The following is a 16,779-nucleotide window of genomic DNA, read 5'->3' as shown; positions in this document are numbered from 1 at the left end:
GCTCTACCCAATTAGATTTTTGGGTAGAGAGAAAGTCACTTCCTCTACTACCCCATTAAGTGCCCGAACCTGTCTGGGGCCGAACTCCTGAATGCGACTCACAATCGATTGCGCCAAACTCTCTGGCGCTGATGCGCCCGCAGTTAAACCAACCCGTTTTTTACCAGCAAACCATTCCGGCTTGAGCTGCTCTGGTGCATCCACCATGTAAGAAGGAACGCCTAGCTTTTCAGAAAGCTCACGCAAGCGATTAGAGTTCGAGCTTGTCGCACTTCCCACCACAATAACGACCTCAACCTGAGGCGCCATAAATTTCACAGCATCTTGACGATTCTGAGTGGCATAACAAATATCTTGCTTGCGGGGCTGAACAATATTGGGAAACTTCATCGTTAGCGCATCGACAATTTCTTTTGTCTCATCTACCGAGAGTGTTGTCTGGGTAACAAATGCAATCTTTTCGTCGGCCGGGAAAGGCAAAGATCCCACATCGCCAACTCTCTCGATTAAGAAGACGCCCTCTTTCACCTGCCCCATCGTTCCTTCAACTTCAGGATGTCCAGCGTGACCAATCATCAATACCGTGAAGCCGTCTTTACACATCTTGACAACTTCAAGATGAACTTTAGTTACCAAGGGACATGTAGCGTCATATACCTGCAAACCCCGCGCCTCGGCATCCTTGCGAACTTCCTGAGAAACCCCATGAGCACTAAATACAACAATGCCGCCTTTGGGAACCTCATGCAATTCATCTACAAATACCGCGCCCTTATCGCGCAACTCATTGACTACATAGGCGTTGTGAACAATTTCATGGCGCACATATATTGGTGCGCCAAAACGATTGAGCGCCTCATTAACGATGTTGATGGCACGATCTACGCCTGCGCAAAAACCACGCGGCTGAGCCATCAAAATTTCTGGTTGATTAGAGTCGCTCATGATTTACAAAATCGCCACAATCTCTGCTTCAAAGGTAACCGGTCTGCCAGCCAATGGATGGTTAAAGTCAAACCAGGCACCCTCTTCATTAATCGATTGCAGCACGCCTGCATATTGAGCGCCACCAGGCGCATTGAACTCAATCACATCCCCAGGATTAAATTCCACATCATCATCGCGACCTTCTTTAAGCGCCTTCAAAGATACCCATTGCACCAAATCTTCTTTGCGCTCACCAAAACTTTCTTCTGACGCAAGCAGCGCACTTTTTTTCTCGCCAACACCTAAACCTAGCAACACATTCTCAAAGCAAGGAGCAAATTGTCCAGACCCCATCAAAACCGTCGCAGGACGATCGACAAAAGTGTTGATGTAATCCTCCCCGCTGGGCAAAGTGAGCCGATAGTTGAGAGTCAGGTAGGAATTAGGCAAAACAGTAAGCTTGGTCATAAGGTGATTGTATCTAGGCCCACGCTGGCTGTGCACTCTCCCATTACAGACTGGCCAAAAAATCAGCAGCCTCGAGAAAAACTCCGCCTAAATGGCGCGGCGGCTCTTTCTGATGCGGAGCTACTGGCCATCTTTTTGCGGGTTGGGGTTAGGGGCAAAAGTGCTGTTGCCCTAGCCAAGGATCTCCTGCATCACTTTGGTAGCCTCCCGAAACTATTGGCCAGCACCCCTGAAGAATTCACGCGCCTCCATGGCATGGGGCTTTCTAAATGGTCTCAAATTCAGGCGGCATATGAGCTAGTTAAGAGAAGCCTAGAGGATGGCTTGACCCATGACCCCATCTTTTCATCGCCTAACCACGTCAGAGAGTTCTTGCAGGCCAAAATTGGCCGCCTCCCCCATGAGGTCTTTCTATGCCTCTACTTAGACTCCCGACTTCACTTGATTGAGTGTGATGAGCTTTTTAGGGGGTCTATTGCCCAAACAGCCATCTACCCCCGTGAAATCCTAAAAGAAGCCCTTGCTAAAAATGCTAGCGCCCTCATCGTTGCCCATAACCATCCCAGCGGCAATCCATTACCGAGCGAAGCAGATCAAAAACTCACCAAAGTACTAGCAAATGCCTTGCAACTGGTAGATATTCAGCTCCTGGATCACTGTATTGTGAGTGGCAGCGGTTTTTTCTCTTTTTCTGACTCTGGGCTTATGGATATTGGACTTGAATGATAGTAAATGCTAACTTGATAGGCAATTTTCTGCCTAGATACCCCCTTTGTGCTCAATTCCCCCCAAACAAAGCCATTTAGGGCTAGCCGAAAATAGGCTGAGACTGATACAATCTTCTTTTTTCGCAATTAATGGAGTTATGTCATGGCAAAAGTTTGCCAAGTCACTGGGAAGAAGCCGATGGTTGGCAACAATGTATCCCATGCAAACAATAAAACGAAGCGTCGCTTTTTGCCGAATTTGCAAAATCGTCGTTTCTGGGTTGAATCTGAAAACCGTTGGATTAGCTTGCGCTTAACCAATGCTGGTTTGCGCGTTATCGACAAGAACGGCATCGATGCTGTGTTGTCTGATCTTCGTGCACGTGGCGAAATTTAAGGAGCGCACAAATGGCTAAAGGCGGCAGAGAAAAAATCAAGTTAGAGTCATCAGCAGGTACTGGTCACTTCTACACAACTTCAAAAAACAAGCGTACAAAGCCTGAGAAAATGGAGATCATGAAGTTTGATCCAACCATTCGCAAGCACGTTGCTTACAAAGAAACAAAGCTGAAGTAATTACTTCTTTCAGCAAATAAAAAACCCGCTACATCAGCGGGTTTTTTATTGTCTAGAAATTCTTCTAAGCGCTTGGTTTGAAATTTTTCTTTAAGCGTAACGACGCAATCTCAATGAGAACTCACGTAGGCTTGTTAAGCCACTTTCTTCAGCGCGCTGACACCAGACGTGCAACTGAGAGAGTAACTGCTCTTTAGTGGCATTAGAGCGACCCCAGATAGCCTGTAGATCACGACGCATCTCAATCATCTTGCGTAGCTGAGCATTACTCGCCATGAGCTCCTCAAGCTTTACCTTCTCTTGCTCAGTTAAACGAGTTTCATCTTTGGCCAGCCAAGTACGCGCATCAGTTAAATGCGTAGCTAAGACCTGCATATGCTGCACTTCATTACTAAAGAAGTTGCGCAATGTCTTGCTGTAGCGCGCCATAATTTCATAGCGGTTTGCAATGATGGCTTCTAAAGTGCTCTGGTCAGCAGGACGCAAATCGCTTAGTACCGGCTTAGGCGGCGTCTTCTTCACAGTAGCCAAGCCAACTGAACTCATGATCTGAATATACATCCAACCAATATCAAACTCATACCACTTGTTCGACAGCTTCGCGCTCGTTGCAAAGGTGTGATGATTATTGTGTAGCTCTTCGCCACCAATCAAAATACCCCAAGGCACAATATTTCGGGAGGCATCTTCGTTATCAAAATTACGGTAGCCCCAATAGTGACCGATACCGTTAATGATGCCAGCTGCAGTAATCGGAATCCAGAGCATTTGTACTGCCCAAACTGTTAAGCCAATCGCGCCAAACAAAAATACATCGATGATGAGCATGATGGCAACGCCCTGCCAAGAAAACTTGGAGTAGATGTTGTGCTCGATCCAATCATCTGGAGTGCCGTGACCAAACTTATCCAAGGTCTCTTGATTGGCTGCTTCTTGTTTATAGAGTTCTGCGCCACGAGAGAGCACTGTATTAATACCCAAAACCTGTGGGCTATGAGGATCATCAACAGTTTCACATTTAGCGTGATGCTTGCGATGAATCGCCGCCCACTCTTTGGTAAGCATGCCGGTTGTTAGCCAAAGCCAAAAACGGAAGAAGTGAGAAACGATCGGATGCAGATCCAATGCCCGGTGCGCTTGGCAGCGGTGTAAGAAAATGGTCACCGCAGCAATCGTGATGTGCGTAACGATTAAGGTGAAAACAACTATCTTCCACCATGACCAATCCAAATATCCATTAGCAAGCCAATGGAGGAACAAATCAAAACCTGAAGCTGTATTCAAAAGGGAATCCCTAAAGAGGTCTAAAACTCTATTTTAGTTCTTTAGGAGTCTTCTTGTTTTTGACCTTAGTCTCTTTTTGGGCATCTTTTTCTGACTCCGCAACTGGGGTTGCAGCTTTCTTCTGGAATACAGCGCCAAAGAAGCCATCCGTTCCATGAATATGGGGCCATAACTGCCACCAAGGATTATCCGAACTACAACCTATCGGTAATTTATCCTTCGGAAACAACGGCTTAAGAACTTCAGCTGCCGGAACAGCCTCAAATTGAGGATGTTTTGCCAGAAAATCTTCGGCAATAGCTTGATTCTCTTGGGGTAACAGGCTGCAGGTGGCATAAACCAAGCGTCCGCCTGGTTTTAGCAAGCGCGCAGCTGAGGCCAAGATATTCATCTGCTTCTGATTGAGCTCCAAGACTCCAGCAGGGGTCTGGCGCCATTTCAGGTCAGGATTGCGGCGCAGGGTACCCATGCCACTACAAGGGGCATCCACTAGGACACGATCAATCTTGCCGGCCAAGCGTTTGATCTTGGCGTCATTCTCACTATCAATCCACACTGGATGCACATTAGAAAGACCGCTACGGGCCTGCCTTGGCTTCAAATTCGCTAAACGACGCTCTGATGTATCTAAAGCATACAAACGCCCTGTAGAGCGCATGATCGCCCCAATGGCCAAAGTCTTGCCGCCAGCTCCAGCGCAAAAGTCAACAACCATCTCACCACGTTTAGGTGCGAGTAAGTAAGCCAAAAGCTGACTACCCTCATCCTGCACTTCAAACATGCCGGCTTTAAAACCAGCAGTATTTTGCAGAGCAGGTTTGCCCATAATGCGCACGCCATCAGGCGCGTAAGGAGTTGGTATTGCTTGATAGCGACCGCCCAATGCATTCATCTGCACAAGCAGTTCTTCGCGATTGGTTTTCATGGTGTTCGCACGTAAATCTAACAGTGCTGGATGCATTAATGACTTAGCCAACTCTTCACGAGCTTCTTCACCAGGATATTTTCCAAATGCATCCCATAACCACTCTGGCAAATTGTTGCGCACAAGAGGATTTAATGCCGCAGGATCAACCGTTGCAAAACGTTGCAGCCACTCATATTCACCAGGCTTAAGAACATGTGCCAAGTCGGCGATAGCGCTCTCTGCACGATTAGCAGACCCCAAGCCGCCTTCAGACAGCGCAGACAGCAAACCCAATAGGGCTAAGCGTCTAGGCTGAGAGCCTTCGCCGCTCGAAGCAAATTGAGAGAACTCATTTTTACGACGCAATATGGCGAACGCACTCTCAGCAATCAAAGCACGATCGCGATTTCCGAGTTGTTTTTCTTCTCTGAAATAACGACTGACTACTCGGTCAGCTGGCTGTTCAAAACTCAGCAACTCGGGAAGTAAACGCTCAAGATGAATTGCATGCTGCGGCAATGCTTTCGCATTGGAAAAATTCTTTTGGCCTTCTGGCGCAATTAAATTACCACTGGCATTGCGACGCTCAGGACGACGCAATGGATCTTTCGATTTAGTCGCGTAACTTTTGTGTGGGGCTAGTCTGCTGCCAGATCTGCGGGGTGGACGTTCTGCACTCATAATTTAAAAAATTGCGACTCCGGGGGTTGTAACTTCACTTGATTACCTTCTATTCGCAATCGTCCATCGAGGAACCATTTTACGGCCCGCGGATAAATTTGATGCTCGGCAGCCAAAACACGGGCGGCCAAGGTGTCCGCATCATCACTTTCCAGCACTGGAACGGAGGCCTGACAAATAATTGGACCCTCATCCACACCCTCATTCACGAAGTGCACGGTGGCACCATGCTCTTTCACTCCAGCCTCCAGAGCCCGCTCGTGGGTATGTAAACCGGGGAAGGCGGGCAACAAGGCTGGATGGATATTGATCAAGCGACCCTCAAAATGGCGAATAAAGCCTGGAGTCAAAATTCTCATAAAGCCTGCAAGAACCACCAAATCAGCCCCTAAGGCATCAATCTGCGCAATTAAGGCAGCATCAAAGGATTCTCGGGTCGCGTGCTCTTTATGCTCAATGGTAAAGGCCGGAATACCCTGCGAGCGAGCAAAATCAAGGCCCTTAGCCGCCGAGTGATTCGCTATAACCCCAGCAAAAGTGACTGGCCATTGCTCTTTTTGAGCCATTTTGACGATAGCCTCGAAATTAGATCCGCGGCCGGAGATTAAGGTAACGATAGAAGGCATGCCCACAATATAATTGATGGCTACCCTGAAAGCGATTTTGTGAACGTATTCCGTGGCCCCACCCAGTTTTCTGCAGGACCAGCCTGTGCCCTAACCATCGGTAATTTCGATGGCGTGCACAGGGGTCATCGCGCCCTACTCAAGGAGTTGGTTGATGGTGCCAAGGATCAAGGCCTGGTTAGTTGTGTAATGACCTTTGAGCCTCATCCAAAAGAATTCTTTTCACCAGAACAAGCCCCGCCCCGCATTCTGAATTTGCGCGACAAATTAGCCGCACTTGCCGAGCTTGGAATAGATCGTGTTGTTGTAGAGCACTTCAACTCTGCTTTTGCCAAACTGTCGCCCGAAGAATTTGTTTCAGAAATTATTGTGAAACGACTGAACGCTAAATGGATTTTGATTGGTGATGATTTTTGCTATGGTGCAAAACGTGCAGGCAACTTTGCCAGCCTAAAAGCTGCTGGTGAAAAATATGGCTTTAAAGTCTCTAGCATCCAAACCATTCAAGAAAATGGTGAGCGTATTTCTAGTTCTGCACTTCGTACTGCGCTAGCTTCTGGTGACATGCAGTTAGCAGAAAAATTATTAGGGCGTCCTTACGGAATATCTGGGCACGTGCTTCATGGTCAGAAGCTAGGACGTCAACTTGGGTTCCCCACTTTGAATTTAGCGGTTGCCAATCATCTCCACCATCGCAAACCGGCAACGACCGGAATCTTCACTGCACAAGTGTTAGGCTTAAGCGATAAGCCACTGCCTGCTGTGGCGAGCTTGGGTGTTAGACCAACAGTGGAAGATGAAGGCAGAGTATTGCTAGAAACTCACATTTTTGATTACAACGCGGATGTTTACGGAAAAATTATTACCGTAGAACTATTAGAAAAAATCCGTGATGAGGCGAAGTATCCGGACCTCGAAACCCTTACACAAGCGATTGCAGCAGATGCAACACATGCCAGAAATTATTTCCAGAAAAAAGCTTATGTCTGAAAAAGAAAACTCTTATCCCGTCAATCTACTAGATACTTCTTTCCCAATGCGAGGAGATCTAGCTAAGCGCGAACCACAATGGGTAGCTGGCTGGCAAAAAAACAAGCTCTACGAAAAGATTCGTGCGGCCCATGCCAATCAACCAAAATTCATTCTGCATGATGGCCCTCCATATGCAAATGGCGATATTCATATTGGACACGCAGTAAACAAGATTTTGAAAGACATGATCGTCAAATCACGCTGGCTCATGGGCTTTGACTCTGTTTATGTACCCGGCTGGGATTGCCATGGTATGCCGATTGAAATTCAGATTGAAAAAGAGTTTGGCAAGAATTTACCAACTGCCGAAGTGCAATCCAAAGCACGTGCCTATGCTCATGTTCAAGTGGAAAAACAGAAGAAAGATTTTGAACGCTTAGGTGTATTAGGTGATTGGAATAACCCCTACCTCACTATGAACTTCCGCAATGAGGCTGATGAAATTCGTGCCCTTGGGAAAATCTGGGAAAAAGGATATGTCTTCCGCGGATTGAAACCGGTGAACTGGTGCTTTGATTGTGGCTCCGCGCTAGCTGAAGCGGAAGTGGAATACCAAGATAAAACTGACCCAACGGTGGATGTTGGCTTTGCCTTTGATGATGTACAGCGCCCACAGCTGGCAAAAGCATTTGGACTTGCTGAGCTACCAAATAAACCAGGTCAAATTGTCATCTGGACAACAACTCCTTGGACCATTCCTGCCAACCAAGCAATGAATGTCCACCCAGAACTTACTTACGCCTTAGTAGATGTTGGCAATAAGTTATTAATTCTGGCAAAGGACCGAGTTGAGATTTGTTTGCAAGACTATGGTCTAGAGGGCGAAGTGATTGCCACTTGCCAGGGTGCTCAATTGGCAAACATTTCTTTCTGGCATCCGCTAGCGCCATTGCATGAGGGCTATAAGCGTCTCTCACCTATTTATCCGGCAGAGTACGTTACCTTAGATACCGGTACTGGCATTGTTCACTCTGCGCCCGCTTATGGCGAGGAGGACTTTAAGTCTTGTAAAGCCAATAAGCTTGCTGATAAAGATATTCTGAATCCAGTCATGGGTAATGGCGTTTACGCATCTTGGTTGCCACTCTTCGCCAATGAATATATCTGGAAAGCCAATCCCAAAATTGTTGAAGCTATGCGCGAAGCAGGCAGTCTCCTGCGTGATAAAACGTATACCCACTCATACATGCATTGCTGGCGTCACAAGTCGCCTATTATTTATCGCGCAACCTCACAATGGTTTGCCAGCATGGACAAGAAACCGTCCGATGGCAAAGCAAGTTTGCGTGAGACTGCATTAGCGGGCATCGATAGCACTGAGTTCTTCCCGGCATGGGGTAAACAACGTCTTAACAGCATGATTGCCAATCGTCCGGACTGGACTTTGTCACGTCAGCGCCAATGGGGCGTGCCAATGGCGTTCTTTGTACATAAGGAAAGTGGTGAACCACATCCACGTACTGTTGAACTACTCGAAGAAATCGCTAAGCGTGTAGAAAAAGAAGGTATTGAAGCCTGGCAAAAATTGGAAGTTGCCGAGCTTCTGGGCGAAGAAGCTGCCCAGTATGAAAAGAACCGTGACACCTTAGATGTCTGGTTTGATTCTGGAACAACCCATTGGCATGTCATTCGTGGATCGCACCGTGATGAGTTATTAACTGCTGACGCAGAAACACCAAACGGTCGCTTGGCTGATTTATATCTCGAGGGTTCAGACCAACATCGTGGTTGGTTCCACTCCTCATTGCTGACTGGCGCCATGCTCGATGGCAAGCCACCATATAAGGCACTCCTTACGCATGGCTTTACCGTCGATGGTCAAGGCCGCAAGATGAGTAAATCTGTGGGCAATGTGATTGCGCCTCAACAAGTTGCCGACAAACTCGGTGCTGAGATCATTCGCCTCTGGGTTGCCTCTACCGACTACTCAGGTGAAATGACGATCTCAGACGAGATTCTCAAACGCGTTACTGAGAGCTATCGTCGTATTCGTAATACTTTGCGTTTCTTGCTAGCCAACCTATCAGATTTTGATCCTAGCAAGCACACGATGCCTGCTGAGCAGTGGCTTGAGATTGATCGCTACGCAGTTGCTCTTGCTAATCAATTGCAGAGTGATACGGAGGCGCATTACAAAGCATATGAATTCCAACCAGCAGTAGCTCGCATGCTGTCTTTCTGCTCCGAGGACTTGGGCGGCTTCTATTTGGATATTCTGAAGGATCGCCTCTACACGAGCGCACCCGACTCTCCTGACCGTCGCGCTGCTCAGAACGCCCTATTCCATATCACCCGAAACCTCTTAAAGTGGCTATCGCCATTCCTCTCCTTCACCGCAGAGGAGGCCTGGAAAGACTTCCCCCATGGCTCAGGCAGCAAGCCTGCAGAATCGATCTTTATGGAAGAGTTTGGCAAGTTCCCTGAGATTGCTCATGCTGAGGAATTGCTGGCTAAATGGAATCGTATTCGTGAAATTCGTTCTGAAGTAACTAAAGCAATTGAGATTGAGCGCGAAGCAGGTAATGTAGGCTCATCGCTGCAAGCTGAACTCACGATCAAAGTCGGTGATGTTGATTTCGCCATCCTCCACTCATTAGAAGATGATTTACGCTTTGTAACCATCACCTCTAGCGCCAATATTGAACTCAGTAATGAGGGGTTAGAAGTTTTGGTACGCGGTAGCCAATATAAAAAATGTGGGCGCTGCTGGCATCACACCAAAGATGTAGGAAGCAATGCCGACCATCCAGAATTATGTGGTCGCTGTATTAGCAACTTGTTTGGTGATGGTGATCACCGCCTCTTCGCTTGAGTAGCAGCCATATGAAAAGTCTTGCTCTACCTCGTTATCTAGCAATTGCTGTCATCGTGTTATTGCTAGATCAACTTAGCAAGTGGTCAGCACTCAGTAATTTGCAAATGGGTGTACCTGAACCTGTTCTGCCTTTTATGAACTGGCTACTCCTCTTTAATCCAGGTGCCGCGTTTTCATTTCTGGCGCAAGGCTCTGGTTGGCAGCGCTGGTTCTTCACCATTCTTGGGCTAGTAGCCTCTGTTTACATTATTTGGATGCTATATAAAAACCAAAGCGATAAGCTACTCTGCATAGCCTTGAGCTTCATTCTGGGTGGCGCACTTGGTAATGTCTTAGATCGCGTAATGTATGGTGCTGTAGTCGACTTTATTGACTTACATTACGGCAATTGGCATTGGCCCGCATTTAATGTGGCCGATAGCGCCATCTGCATCGGTGCTGCCCTCATTATTTGGGGTGAATTACGCAAGTCATTTGGCAAATCCGCCCAATCCCATTAAGCTGGCGCCATGCAATCACTTATTAATAAGAAGATCGTTCTCGGAATCTCTGGTGGGATAGCGGCATATAAAGCCCCTGAGCTTGCACGTCAACTCATGCAAGAAGGCGCATCCGTACAAGTAGTGATGACCGAGGCTGCACAGCAATTTGTGACCCCTGTAACCATGCAAGCCCTCACAGGTAATCCGGTTTACCTGAGTCAATGGGATAGCACCATTCCAAACAATATGGCGCACATTGAGTTATCTCGTTCTGCAGATGCCATTCTGATTGCCCCTGCAAGCGCTGATCTCATGGCCAAGCTTTCTCTGGGCTTAGCTGATGACTTATTGACTACCTTATGCCTTGCAAGAGATTGCCCTCTCTTGCTGACTCCGGCGATGAACAAGCAGATGTGGGAGCATGCAGCTACCCAAAGAAGCATCAAACGGCTTGCGGACGATGGCGTTATCCTTCTTGGGCCTGCCAGCGGCTTCCAAGCTTGTGGCGAAGTGGGTATGGGCAGAATGCTTGAGCCTACAGAAATCACTGAGCAAGTCATTGCCTTCTTTCAGAAAAAAGTATTGGCCGGCAAAAAAGTATTAATTACTGCAGGCCCCACATTTGAAGCGATTGATCCAGTGCGTGGCATCACCAATCACAGCTCGGGCAAGATGGGTTTTGCTATTGCAAGAGCTGCTGTTGAGGCTGGCGCTCAAGTCCATTTAATTGCTGGGCCATGTAATCTCAGTACCCCACTTGAAGCTACCGGACAAATCACCCGTACCAATGTCGTTAGCGCCAAAGAAATGCATGCGGCTACTCTGAGTGCAACTGACTGCGATGTTTTCTTTGCAGTCGCCGCCGTCGCTGACTGGGGCATTGCTAAGCCCGCCAAAGAAAAAATGAAGCGCCAAGGTAATCAAGCGCCTCATCTAGAGTTTTCAGCTAACCCAGACATTCTGCTTGATGTTGCTAAGACAGTGAAAACTAAAGGTGGTAAGCCGCACCCCTATTGCGTAGGCTTTGCAGCAGAGTCAACAGATCTAGAAAAGCATGCCGATGAGAAGCGCCAGCGCAAAGGTATCCCAATGATTGTTGGCAACATTGGTCCCGATACATTCGGCAGCGACCTCAATCAATTGCTCGTGATTGACACCAGCGGCAGCAAAAAAATTGCTAAAGCAGAAAAGCTTCAGCTTGCACGTCAACTCATTGCGCTAGTTGCTAAGAAAATTTAAATCCCCGTTTTAGGAACATCATGCAATCTCTCCAAGTCAAAATTCTCGACGAACGTATGCGCGATCAGTTGCCAAGCTATGGCACCCCTGGCAGCGCTGGATTAGATCTGCGCGCCTGTATTGATGAAGCAATCGAGATTGCCCCTGGTCAAACGGTGCTCGTGCCTACCGGATTAGCAATCTATGTTGAAGATCCACGCTATGCGGCCTTTATTCTGCCGCGCTCTGGCTTAGGCCATAAGCATGGCATCGTTCTTGGTAACTTAGTTGGCTTAATTGACTCAGACTATCAAGGCCAGCTCATGGTGAGCACTTGGAATCGCGGCTCCACTTCATTTAAGCTCGAGCCGATGGAGCGTTTAGCTCAATTGGTTGTCATGCCGGTACAACAAGTAGAGCTCAAGGTAGTTGACGAGTTCACCGAGAGTAGTCGTGGCGCCGGTGGCTTTGGCAGCACAGGACGTGCCTAATTAAAACACTCTAACGAGTGGTAGCGAGTGCTCTTTTGCGACTAAATGCTAGGGGCAGAAAACCTAAAAGCAAACCTCCAACTCCCATCATGATGGTAAATGCATCAAAAGTCGGGATGCTGTAAATAGCAACGAATACCATGAATGCGCCTGAGAACCCAGGCCATATAACATATGCCATCGCTGACCCGAAGCCGGCATTGAGTTTTTTCCTGTAATGCCATGCACAAGCAAAGCCAGTCAAACTCATATAAAAACAAATCTGAAATCCAATTGCCAAAATGGAGCTGGTCAAGATTGCTTTCACTGAAGGCATAAAGGATGAGGAAAAAAGTAATATCACCCCTAAAAACCAAATAACAAAAGTAGCTACCCAAGGCGTCTTATATTGGTCATGCACTTTTGCGTAGACCGGATGCAACATACCATCTCGCGCCATTGCAAACATGCTGCGACTGAATTGCAAAATTTGAGTCTCTATCGTTCCGACCGTACTAAATATGGTGCAAAAGACTGCAAGATAACTCCAGGGTGCCGGGAATAATTTATTGGCAATTGCAAAAAGGACATTGGTACCAGAGTCGGCAATTTCACGATCAGTTAAGACCATTAAAACCACAACCATCATCAGCACAAAGAAAAGCATCATATTCAGTACCGACCAAAATGCCCCCTTACCTGCAGCCCCACCTGCGTTTTTTTGCCCACCCTTACTCTCCTCACTTAAGTTCATGGTGACATCCCAGCCCCAGAAGAAAAAGATGGCCGTAAGCGCACCCGTAGCGAATAGTTGCGGAGAAAAAGAGAGCGGAGAAATCCATACAAAGGAAGGTGGGTGTGCCGGCTTTGACCAGTAACTCATCAGTCCACCAGCAATCAGCACGAATAAAATGACAGACTCAAAAAGAGTGAGCGCGATTTGCATAAAACTGGAATGCTTTATGCCCCGCCCAACAATTAATGAAACCACCGTTAACCAGACGGCAGCTATTGCTGAAATGAGTTGGGTGTTTTCAGCTTGATCAGGAGCGATGAGCAGCAAGGTAGAACTAGCCGCAGGAATGGTTGCCGAAACCATGAAAAAAATAGAGGCAATCAATAAACCCCAGCCAGCAAAGAATCCCCAAGCAGGTCCAAAAACATGACCCACCCAAGCATAGGCGGCACCAGCGTTAGGCTGAATCTTGCTCAAATGAATGAAAGCTAAGGTGATCCCAAACATAATGAGGCCGCAATACAAAATGCTTCCTACAGATAAAACACCGACCGAGGCAACAATAGCCGCGCTAGTTACGGCAACACTAAAGGCGGGCGCGGTCCCCGCAATACCCATAATGATTGACTCAAATACGCCTAGTGAATTTTCTGCCAAACCATCGGATGAGCTCATATATAGAAATATTGCTTAAATTGCCTAAAGAAGAGATTCTATTATTAAATAACCTAGGCGACGAACTTCAGCAAATTGTTTGCAAACGAGTAATAAAAAACCACCCGAAGGTGGCTCTCCTTAGATTACAAATTGCTTACTTACGAATATGGGCCTTACGTGCCGCATCTTGTGACATGCCTGCACCAGCGCCTTCACGAGATTCTTTTTCAGCAGTAATTTCTTTACGGCGCTCTTTGCAAGAACCAGCAATCTCCTGCAAAGCCTTACGAGCGCGTGCTGCAGAAGCTTTAATACCTTTGCCTTGAAACTTTTCATTCTCAGCTTTGTAGTTTTCAAAAGCTTCTAGTAATTTATCGTGATGAGACATATCTTCCTTTTTTGGGTTGTTTTTATTTAAAAAATTAGCGAATTAAATTTCTTCAGCAGGTGCTACATCAGCTTTAGAACGTTTTCCTGGCAATACTGGAGCATCAAAGTTCAATAGGACTTTGCCATCAGCATCAATATCAACATCCACATGACCGCCTTGAGCTAACTTACCAAACAGCAGCTCATCAGCAAGTGCTTTACGCACAGTGTCTTGAATAATGCGTTGCATCGGACGAGCGCCCATTAAAGGATCGAAGCCATGCTTGGCCAAATGGGCTCGCAAGGCAGGGCTAAATGTTGCATCCACTTTCTTCTCATGGAGTTGCTCCTCTAACTGCATCAAGAACTTATCAACCACGCGCATGATGATCGACTCATCAAGAGCTTTAAAGGAAACAATGGCATCCAAGCGATTGCGGAACTCTGGCGTAAAGAACTTCTTGATATCAGCCATCTCATCACCAGACTCACGCGCATTGGTAAAGCCAATGGTTGATTTCTGCATTGCCTCAGCGCCGGCATTGGTGGTCATGATGATGATCACGTTACGGAAATCGGTCTTGCGACCATTGTTATCCGTCAAAGTGCCATGATCCATCACCTGCAAGAGAATATTGAAAATATCTGGGTGAGCTTTTTCAATTTCATCAAGCAAAAGCACGCAATGTGGCTTCTTATTAACAGCTTCAGTGAGTAAGCCGCCTTGATCAAATCCTACATAACCTGGAGGCGCACCAATCAAGCGACTCACTGCATGACGCTCCATGTACTCGGACATATCAAAACGGAGCAACTCAATACCTAGAATGTAGGCAAGCTGTTTAGCAACTTCAGTCTTACCAACACCAGTTGGTCCGGAGAACAAGAATGAACCAATTGGACGATCGATCTTGCCTAGACCAGCACGAGTCATTTTGATAGCACTAGCCAAGGCCTCGATCGCAGGATCTTGACCGAAGACCACACTCTTAATGTCACGATCCAGAGTTTGCAACTTACTACGGTCATCGACTGTGACTGATTGTGGCGGTATGCGGGCAATCTTTGCCACAATTTCTTCAATCTCTGGGCGACCAATAGTTTTCTTCTGCTTAGACTTCGGCAAAATACGTTGAGCGGCACCGGCTTCATCGATGACGTCAATCGCCTTATCTGGCAAATGACGATCATTGATATAGCGAGCAGAAAGTTCTGCGGCAGCAACTAATGCACCAGCCGCATACTTCACGCTGTGATGCTCCTCAAAGCGCGACTTTAAGCCGCGTAAGATTTGCACTGTTTGATCTACGGTTGGCTCTACAACATCCACCTTCTGGAAACGACGTGATAAAGCCGCATCCTTTTCAAAGATGCCACGGTATTCCGTAAAGGTGGTTGCGCCAATACATTTCAACTGGCCATTAGACAAAGCAGGCTTCAATAAATTGCTCGCATCCAATGTGCCGCCAGAAGCCGCACCCGCTCCAATCAGCGTATGAATCTCATCAATAAATAAAACACCATGAGTGTGATCTTTGAGTGACTTGAGAACACTCTTCAAGCGTTGCTCAAAATCACCACGGTATTTAGTGCCCGCTAAAAGAGCACCCATGTCTAAAGAGTAAACAGTCGCGTTAGCCAAAATATCCGGCACGTCGCCCTTCACAATTCTCCAGGCCAAGCCCTCAGCAATTGCTGTCTTACCTACGCCAGCCTCGCCCACCAATAACGGATTATTTTTGCGACGACGGCAGAGCACTTGAATCACGCGCTCTACCTCGCTCTCGCGCCCAATTAATGGGTCAATCTTGCCTTGACGGGCCATTACATTGAGGTTCTGGGTATATTGCTCAAGAGGGCTTTCTTTACCAGAAGATGCAGATTCCTCAGCCTCCTGCGAAGGCTCAACGGACTTGACATGCTCTGATTGATCTTTACGCACACCATGACTGATGAAGTTCACGACATCTAAACGGGTAACGCCCTGCTGTTGCAAGAAATAAACCGCATGCGAATCTTTTTCACCGAAGATGGCGACCAGCACATTTGCGCCGGTCACTTCTTTCTTGCCGTTTGATGTTGACTGCACGTGCATGATGGCGCGCTGAATCACACGCTGAAATCCCAGCGTGGGTTGCGTATCTACTTCATCATTCCCCGGCACCACAGGCGTGTTGTCGTTAATAAAGTTTTTGAGTTGAGCGCGCAGCTCTGCGATATTGACTGCGCAAGCCTTTAAGACTTCGACCGCAGTAGCGTTATCCAGCAAAGCCGCGAGCAAATGCTCGACTGTGATGAACTCATGTCGCGATGCCCTTGCGTCAACAAACGCCATGTGCAAACTCGCTTCTAATTCTTGGGCAATCATGCTTCCTCCATAGTGCACTGTAGTGGGTGACCCGCTTCACGGGAGAGTTCGATAACTTGATGCACTTTCGTAGCGGCAACATCGCGGGTAAATACTCCGCAAACGCCCTTGCCAACTAAATGTACTTGCAACATGATGCGTGTAGCTGTTTCATGATCCTTATTAAAATACTCCTGAATCACCATCACCACAAATTCCATTGGCGTGTAATCGTCATTCATTAATAAAACTTTATACATCGAAGGCGCCTTAACTTGCTCGATTTGCTTTTCGAGCAGAAGGGTATCTTCAACGTACGGATTGCTGGGGTTGCCAGTGGTGGGATTTTTGGGAGCGCGACTCATGAGAAACATTCTAAACACAGATATCCAAACTTTAATTTACAGGGGCCATGTTGCGAAAAACACGCAAAAACCCCTCTTAAACCCATATTGGGGCATTTTTCGATAAAAAAAG

The 16,779-nt window shown here is 47.2% G+C and carries 17 protein-coding genes; 8 read left to right on the top strand and 9 right to left on the bottom strand.

Features of this window, described 5'->3' with window-relative positions; genetic code table 11:
• Window positions 1-3: 3 nt before the first annotated feature.
• Both ispH and VC182_RS08150 read right to left on the bottom strand, forming a co-directional pair.
• Window positions 4-945 carry a 4-hydroxy-3-methylbut-2-enyl diphosphate reductase gene (gene ispH, locus VC182_RS08155; protein WP_323485016.1) on the bottom strand — a complete coding sequence of 314 codons (942 nt, stop codon included), beginning with the start codon at window positions 943-945 and terminating at the stop codon, window positions 4-6.
• 3 nt (window positions 946-948) lie between these two features.
• Window positions 949-1,395 carry an FKBP-type peptidyl-prolyl cis-trans isomerase gene (locus tag VC182_RS08150; RefSeq protein WP_323485015.1) on the bottom strand — a complete coding sequence of 149 codons (447 nt, stop codon included), beginning with the start codon at window positions 1,393-1,395 and terminating at the stop codon, window positions 949-951.
• A 30-nt stretch (window positions 1,396-1,425) separates the two neighbouring features.
• Here VC182_RS08150 and radC point away from each other — a divergent pair, with 30 nt between their 5' ends.
• The 3 genes from radC (at window position 1,426) to rpmG (ending at window position 2,678) form a co-directional block, all read left to right on the top strand.
• Window positions 1,426-2,121, top strand: coding sequence for a RadC family protein (gene radC / locus VC182_RS08145; protein WP_237767735.1), 696 nt, complete (start codon window positions 1,426-1,428; stop codon window positions 2,119-2,121).
• Window positions 2,122-2,265: 144 nt separating this feature from the next.
• Window positions 2,266-2,499, top strand: coding sequence for a 50S ribosomal protein L28 (gene rpmB, locus VC182_RS08140; RefSeq protein ID WP_011903570.1), 234 nt, complete (start codon window positions 2,266-2,268; stop codon window positions 2,497-2,499).
• 11 nt (window positions 2,500-2,510) lie between these two features.
• Window positions 2,511-2,678, top strand: coding sequence for a 50S ribosomal protein L33 (rpmG, locus tag VC182_RS08135; RefSeq protein ID WP_015421876.1), 168 nt, complete (start codon window positions 2,511-2,513; stop codon window positions 2,676-2,678).
• A gap of 90 nt (window positions 2,679-2,768) precedes the next feature.
• Here rpmG and VC182_RS08130 read toward each other — a convergent pair whose 3' ends face one another.
• Genes VC182_RS08130 through purN form a run of 3 tightly spaced genes read right to left on the bottom strand, consistent with a single transcriptional unit; the run spans window position 2,769 to window position 6,176 of the window.
• A complete protein-coding gene (locus VC182_RS08130) occupies window positions 2,769-3,962 on the bottom strand; it encodes an acyl-CoA desaturase (RefSeq protein WP_323485014.1) in 1,194 nt (397 codons plus the stop codon).
• Between the two features lie 28 nt (window positions 3,963-3,990).
• Entirely contained in the window at window positions 3,991-5,550 is a 1,560-nt protein-coding gene (locus VC182_RS08125) for an RsmB/NOP family class I SAM-dependent RNA methyltransferase (protein WP_072582843.1), read from the bottom strand.
• Complete coding sequence (gene purN / locus VC182_RS08120) at window positions 5,547-6,176, bottom strand: phosphoribosylglycinamide formyltransferase (RefSeq protein WP_072582842.1); 630 nt, start codon at window positions 6,174-6,176, stop codon at window positions 5,547-5,549. The genes VC182_RS08125 and purN overlap by 4 nt, the downstream gene beginning before the upstream one ends.
• A 39-nt stretch (window positions 6,177-6,215) precedes the next feature.
• Here purN and VC182_RS08115 point away from each other — a divergent pair, with 39 nt between their 5' ends.
• Genes VC182_RS08115 through dut form a run of 5 tightly spaced genes read left to right on the top strand, consistent with a single transcriptional unit; the run spans window position 6,216 to window position 12,214 of the window.
• The gene (locus VC182_RS08115; protein WP_072582841.1) at window positions 6,216-7,166 is read left to right on the top strand and encodes a bifunctional riboflavin kinase/FAD synthetase; all 951 of its coding nucleotides are present in this window, start codon (window positions 6,216-6,218) and stop codon (window positions 7,164-7,166) included.
• Complete coding sequence (gene ileS / locus VC182_RS08110; RefSeq protein ID WP_416350579.1) at window positions 7,141-10,020, top strand: isoleucine--tRNA ligase; 2,880 nt, start codon at window positions 7,141-7,143, stop codon at window positions 10,018-10,020. Before VC182_RS08115 ends, ileS begins: the two co-directional genes overlap by 26 nt.
• Window positions 10,021-10,031: 11 nt before the next feature.
• Window positions 10,032-10,523 carry a signal peptidase II gene (gene lspA, locus VC182_RS08105; protein ID WP_323485012.1) on the top strand — a complete coding sequence of 164 codons (492 nt, stop codon included), beginning with the start codon at window positions 10,032-10,034 and terminating at the stop codon, window positions 10,521-10,523.
• Window positions 10,524-10,532: 9 nt separating this feature from the next.
• Entirely contained in the window at window positions 10,533-11,744 is a 1,212-nt protein-coding gene (coaBC, locus tag VC182_RS08100) for a bifunctional phosphopantothenoylcysteine decarboxylase/phosphopantothenate--cysteine ligase CoaBC (protein WP_323485011.1), read from the top strand.
• 20 nt (window positions 11,745-11,764) lie between these two features.
• The gene (dut, locus tag VC182_RS08095; RefSeq protein WP_072582838.1) at window positions 11,765-12,214 is read left to right on the top strand and encodes a dUTP diphosphatase; all 450 of its coding nucleotides are present in this window, start codon (window positions 11,765-11,767) and stop codon (window positions 12,212-12,214) included.
• Between the two features lie 10 nt (window positions 12,215-12,224).
• Here the strand turns inward: dut and VC182_RS08090 are convergent, their stop codons facing one another.
• The 4 genes from VC182_RS08090 to clpS all read right to left on the bottom strand — a co-directional run bounded on the left by VC182_RS08090 (window position 12,225) and on the right by clpS (window position 16,676).
• Entirely contained in the window at window positions 12,225-13,604 is a 1,380-nt protein-coding gene (locus VC182_RS08090; RefSeq protein WP_072582837.1) for an APC family permease, read from the bottom strand.
• A gap of 136 nt (window positions 13,605-13,740) precedes the next feature.
• On the bottom strand, window positions 13,741-13,974 hold the full coding sequence (locus VC182_RS08085) for a hypothetical protein (protein WP_072582836.1): 234 nt from the start codon (window positions 13,972-13,974) through the stop codon (window positions 13,741-13,743).
• A gap of 42 nt (window positions 13,975-14,016) precedes the next feature.
• The gene (clpA, locus tag VC182_RS08080) at window positions 14,017-16,323 is read right to left on the bottom strand and encodes an ATP-dependent Clp protease ATP-binding subunit ClpA (protein ID WP_216120400.1); all 2,307 of its coding nucleotides are present in this window, start codon (window positions 16,321-16,323) and stop codon (window positions 14,017-14,019) included.
• A complete protein-coding gene (clpS, locus tag VC182_RS08075; protein WP_072582834.1) occupies window positions 16,320-16,676 on the bottom strand; it encodes an ATP-dependent Clp protease adapter ClpS in 357 nt (118 codons plus the stop codon). Before clpS ends, clpA begins: the two co-directional genes overlap by 4 nt.
• Window positions 16,677-16,779: the final 103 nt, after the last annotated feature.

It is taken from the genome of Polynucleobacter sp. AP-Nickl1-40-C4, assembly GCF_035012665.1.
GTDB lineage: Bacteria > Pseudomonadota > Gammaproteobacteria > Burkholderiales > Burkholderiaceae > Polynucleobacter.
This window is presented reverse-complemented; position numbering and strand designations above follow the sequence as displayed.

Coding starts and splice junctions, on each gene's coding strand:
- ispH (WP_323485016.1), bottom strand. CDS start 945: ATGAGCGACTCTAATCAACCAGAAATTTTGATGGCTCAGCCGCGTGGT.
- VC182_RS08150 (WP_323485015.1), bottom strand. CDS start 1,395: ATGACCAAGCTTACTGTTTTGCCTAATTCCTACCTGACTCTCAACTAT.
- rpmB (WP_011903570.1), top strand. CDS start 2,266: ATGGCAAAAGTTTGCCAAGTCACTGGGAAGAAGCCGATGGTTGGCAAC.
- rpmG (WP_015421876.1), top strand. CDS start 2,511: ATGGCTAAAGGCGGCAGAGAAAAAATCAAGTTAGAGTCATCAGCAGGT.
- VC182_RS08125 (WP_072582843.1), bottom strand. CDS start 5,550: ATGAGTGCAGAACGTCCACCCCGCAGATCTGGCAGCAGACTAGCCCCA.
- purN (WP_072582842.1), bottom strand. CDS start 6,176: ATGCCTTCTATCGTTACCTTAATCTCCGGCCGCGGATCTAATTTCGAG.
- lspA (WP_323485012.1), top strand. CDS start 10,032: ATGAAAAGTCTTGCTCTACCTCGTTATCTAGCAATTGCTGTCATCGTG.
- coaBC (WP_323485011.1), top strand. CDS start 10,533: ATGCAATCACTTATTAATAAGAAGATCGTTCTCGGAATCTCTGGTGGG.
- dut (WP_072582838.1), top strand. CDS start 11,765: ATGCAATCTCTCCAAGTCAAAATTCTCGACGAACGTATGCGCGATCAG.
- VC182_RS08090 (WP_072582837.1), bottom strand. CDS start 13,604: ATGAGCTCATCCGATGGTTTGGCAGAAAATTCACTAGGCGTATTTGAG.
- VC182_RS08085 (WP_072582836.1), bottom strand. CDS start 13,974: ATGTCTCATCACGATAAATTACTAGAAGCTTTTGAAAACTACAAAGCT.
- clpA (WP_216120400.1), bottom strand. CDS start 16,323: ATGATTGCCCAAGAATTAGAAGCGAGTTTGCACATGGCGTTTGTTGAC.
- clpS (WP_072582834.1), bottom strand. CDS start 16,676: ATGTTTCTCATGAGTCGCGCTCCCAAAAATCCCACCACTGGCAACCCC.